The following is a 2,935-nucleotide window of genomic DNA, read 5'->3' as shown; positions in this document are numbered from 1 at the left end:
CCATTCTGCCGGTTCTGGGGACTGTTCCTGGATCGGCTGCAGGTCTGGGTTGCTGCGAGTCTGGAGAGTATCACAGACGAAAGAGGGGTTCTGTGTAGTGCTCATAATGAGGCACCTTTCATTTACGCATAGCGCGTAAAAAAAGAGTGCCTGCTCTAAGGTACTGCTTCTAAGGAGGTCAAGTGCCTCCCGGAATTCCTCACGGAGATTCCACACTACCCAAGAGCAGGCGCTCCTGTTTACTTGATTGATTTTTAGAATTGTAACTTGAGTGTCTTTACGACTTTTAGAAGAAAGCAGTATCCCCGCTGCCCCCTCTTTTGTCAACGCATATTCCCGGCCATTGTTCAGGTATGAAGCAGACTGTTTTTTTACTGTTGAACTACGGTCTACAGGTCTACAGTCAACATGCAATCGAAAAACGCCTTGTTTTACCAATGGTATGTATAACGGGTTTGCAGAATCACCGCCCCCGACTGCATCACCACTAAACCTGTTCACTACCATTGCCAGTCTGTTTAAATCCGATACCAGTCAGAACACTTTCCAGCAGATCCCCAGAACCCGGTATCACTCGATTCATGGCCGCTTTACGTTTCTGGCAACCGCAACCTTTAGCCTGTTCGATTGCTGATTGTTTGCGAGATTGCACCCACTCTGCCAAGTCGGAACGATCAAAGCGTAACGATCCATCTGGTAAAACAACGTGTGGCAGTCCGTCTGACTTCACCCAACGGTTTACCATTGGCTATCCTTTCTATTCCGGAATTACAACCGTGCTACCGCCGAACAGTCCTTCCTGTTCTTCAGGCGGTCATCAGGGTTGGGGAATTTACTCGGCCAGCAGCATGCATACGGGCGGTTGCCACGTGTTAATGGGAGATGGTGCCGTACGTTTTGTCAGCGAAAATATCGACACCGGTAATCTGTCAGCCGCCCAGGTCACTTCGGGCAACAGTCCTTACGGCATCTGGGGCGCGTTGGGCAGCATGATGGGCGGCGAAACAGTGGGTGAATTCTGATTCCGTATCGATTAGTCTTCGCCTGGGACATTTTTTGGATCATGCAGCCGACTGTAATCTGGTTTGAGATCCGTCAGACGTCTGCTGTATTCATTCTCGTTTCTTTTCATTGATAAAAAGGACAATCATGAACATTCGATTTTCAATGAGTGCCATAATTTTGTGTGGTATCTTTGTTTTTTGTGGCTTCACGACTGGTTGCAGTGATGATTCCGGCCCGAAAGATATGCCAAAGGAAACCACGCCGGAGCCCGGTGATACGACTTTTCTGTTTGAAGACAGCGTTCCACAGTACAGTTGAACTGACAGGACTCCTGTTTTCCCGGCAAACTGAAAAAAGGGCGGCTGATCTGTGATCAACACAAGTCGACGGGCTGCAGTCGGTTAAGTGTGGTTCAATCCACAGAGGCAGCCTGATATAATAGGCGTGCGACCGTTGGAATACCGTCGATTTGATGGCTAGAGGTTGTCTCTATGTGACAGTTTCTTTAACAGTTCAGATTTGATACAGACGGGGATAGGTTTGATTCCGAAAGCTGGACCATCCATCCAGTTTCCCCGTTTTACTTTTGGATTCACTCGGGAGGGTGACACATGCTTGACCTCTGGAATAACCTTTTCCAAGGCAGTAACCGGGAAACAATTAACGAAATCCTGCCAAGTAAACCGGACCCGTTAAAACTCTATCTCATTGCTGCTGGTGTATTCGATGATCTTAGAACGATAGCTCAGTATGCAATTGACGGGATGCTCGATAAAGAGAAAGGCGCTGAAAGCCGATTCACTTACGAAATCGAGATACCGATGTATTCAATCATTGCCTACTGTGATACGCACACCAACATTGACACAAGGTGCATAATAGAGCTGTTGCACTCGATCCGGGCTGAGATTACTACAGTCAAAGTTATCGGCGGTGGTCCCACCAAGTACGGCCCGAAGCGGTCTAAAGAGGAAATCGAGTATCTGAGGCGCCAACTATGGATAACTGATTTCAGGCTTAGTAATCACCTCTATGCCATTGCCACTCCAGAGCAGAGAACAGGAGTCGATGAGGCAAAAGAAAGGATGAGATTAAAAAACGAGGCAATTGTAAATATCGGTTGCCGAATCGTCGGTGTTAAAAAAGATGGTCACAACAGATATTTACCATTGCAAAAGTGTATCGATGAACTGGCTAAGGACTTCCCAGATTGCAAAGGCTGGACGACGACATGGTTTAGCAATCAACTCAAAGAACTGTGCAGGAAACAGGGCAAGGAAATCCCAGACAGAAAGCGTGGTAGACCAGAGAAGAGTTAATCCAGCCTCTTAAATACGAACAATAATACGAACAAGCAAAAACTCACAAAAAAACCAGAAATATTCCCATCCCTTGAACACTGAATAATCCCTTTTCTGGTGGGGTTCAGTTAATACGAACACTCCCGATCTCTTTTAGTTCGTATTTTTTTCACTGTGATCATATCGCTATTCTTGCCCCCGTTGAAGCAACTCCGCATCAACGGTAAATCAACCCAAAACAGGGAGGCAAGAAAATGGCAATCTCAGAATGCGGCGAAATCTCACAGGATGCCTGCTACACACTGGCAGAGTTCACATCTCGAACAGGCCTTAAACGGGATGCTCTGCGGGCAGCTCGACGCAATGGGCTGCGGGTGGTCTATAAGCACAATCGCGCGTACATCATGGGGCGCGACTGGTTAGCTTATCTGGACAGTAGCGAGTCCGACAACACAACCCCAGAAAAGGACAATGCCCCCGAAGCGGTCTAGGCTTCAGGGGCATTTTGTATTTCCTGTTCAGCAACAAACAGAAAGCAATCAAGGTGCTTGAATGATATCAAAAACATCATCAGAAACAACCCCATTACGTAAAAGCCGATTCACTTTCTCTTCTATTGAACTGACGAA

4 protein-coding genes are annotated in these 2,935 nt (G+C 47.1%); 3 read left to right on the top strand and 1 reads right to left on the bottom strand.

Annotated features, from left to right (window positions below; genetic code table 11):
- Nucleotides 1-487: 487 nt before the first annotated feature.
- Nucleotides 488-745 carry a hypothetical protein gene (locus AACZ40_RS28870; RefSeq protein ID WP_339677126.1) on the bottom strand — a complete coding sequence of 86 codons (258 nt, stop codon included), beginning with the start codon at nucleotides 743-745 and terminating at the stop codon, nucleotides 488-490.
- Here AACZ40_RS28870 and AACZ40_RS28865 point away from each other — a divergent pair.
- The 3 genes from AACZ40_RS28865 (at nucleotide 639) to AACZ40_RS28855 (ending at nucleotide 2,797) form a co-directional block, all read left to right on the top strand.
- Entirely contained in the window at nucleotides 639-1,022 is a 384-nt protein-coding gene (locus AACZ40_RS28865) for a DUF1559 domain-containing protein (protein WP_339677123.1), read from the top strand. The genes AACZ40_RS28870 and AACZ40_RS28865 overlap by 107 nt on opposite strands.
- 594 nt (nucleotides 1,023-1,616) lie before the next feature.
- Nucleotides 1,617-2,324 carry a hypothetical protein gene (locus AACZ40_RS28860; protein ID WP_339677120.1) on the top strand — a complete coding sequence of 236 codons (708 nt, stop codon included), beginning with the start codon at nucleotides 1,617-1,619 and terminating at the stop codon, nucleotides 2,322-2,324.
- Between the two features lie 236 nt (nucleotides 2,325-2,560).
- Nucleotides 2,561-2,797: a hypothetical protein gene (locus AACZ40_RS28855; RefSeq protein WP_339677118.1), complete on the top strand. Its 237-nt coding sequence runs from the start codon at nucleotides 2,561-2,563 to the stop codon at nucleotides 2,795-2,797.
- Nucleotides 2,798-2,935 lie beyond the last annotated feature (138 nt).

This window comes from uncultured Gimesia sp. (assembly GCF_963972345.1).
Lineage (GTDB): Bacteria > Planctomycetota > Planctomycetia > Planctomycetales > Planctomycetaceae > Gimesia.
Note: the sequence above shows the minus strand (reverse complement) of the source record. Positions and strands in the feature narration are given on the sequence as shown.

Coding starts and splice junctions, on each gene's coding strand:
- AACZ40_RS28870 (WP_339677126.1), bottom strand. CDS start 745: ATGGTAAACCGTTGGGTGAAGTCAGACGGACTGCCACACGTTGTTTTA.
- AACZ40_RS28860 (WP_339677120.1), top strand. CDS start 1,617: ATGCTTGACCTCTGGAATAACCTTTTCCAAGGCAGTAACCGGGAAACA.
- AACZ40_RS28855 (WP_339677118.1), top strand. CDS start 2,561: ATGGCAATCTCAGAATGCGGCGAAATCTCACAGGATGCCTGCTACACA.